Source organism: Oleiphilus sp. HI0043, from assembly GCF_001634935.1.
This window is the reverse complement of record NZ_LWEY01001736.1, coordinates 1-686: the sequence shown is the minus strand read 5'-3', so window position 1 is coordinate 686 and position 686 is coordinate 1. Positions and strand designations below refer to the sequence as shown.

General features: G+C 44.3%; 1 protein-coding gene. It reads right to left on the bottom strand.

Annotation, left to right across the window (positions count from 1 at the left end; genetic code table 11):
• Positions 1–80 precede the first annotated feature (80 nt).
• Positions 81–467, bottom strand: a complete 387-nt coding sequence (locus tag A3729_RS26510) for a hypothetical protein (protein ID WP_068634308.1) — start codon at positions 465–467, stop codon at positions 81–83.
• Positions 468–686 lie beyond the last annotated feature (219 nt).

The following is a 686-nucleotide window of genomic DNA, read 5'->3' as shown; positions in this document are numbered from 1 at the left end:
ATCTGCGTGGGCACAATTGGCAGAGAGTAAGGTGATGATGCAAGAGGCGATACCGTGGCTGAATTTAGAACTGATGGTTTTCATTTTGTCGCCTCCAAATTGAAATAGCGAAGATGATGGAGTTCGTTTGTTTCCGGATAGTAACTGACTGCACCGCTTTTTCCGTTGTATTTAGTTAACTCATCAAAGGGTACGGCTTGTGAGCTGATATAGGCTTTGCTAGCAGCGGTCACTTTATACTTATTTAGCGCGCAAGTCGGGCACTCGCGGGCTTCAATACTATGTACTTTGCCATTCAGCCCCCGATTAAGTTCAATAGATTCTGTTTCATAACCTAATGTGACATGCTCTAAGGGGGTTGGCGGGTCACGATCTTCACCAATATTATTCTTTGCATCGCTGTAGGCCAAACTACTAAAGAGCAGGCCAATCAATAGAGATAAAGTGAGTCGATATGTTTTTTTCATTGTTGCCTCCTGATGGCCTCGTTGCAGATGAGGGTCATCAATATTGGTTTCTCGTGTAATTCGTTCTATTCGTAATAACTTAATAGTACTCAATACCCTGTCGAAGTACTGTTTGTGCATTCGTTGATTCCAGCCTGCCTGTTGCAGCGACATCAAAACGTTGGGCTTTGACGTCTGTAGAACCTTCGTCGGCATCTAATGAGCTGCCGCTGCTGAGTA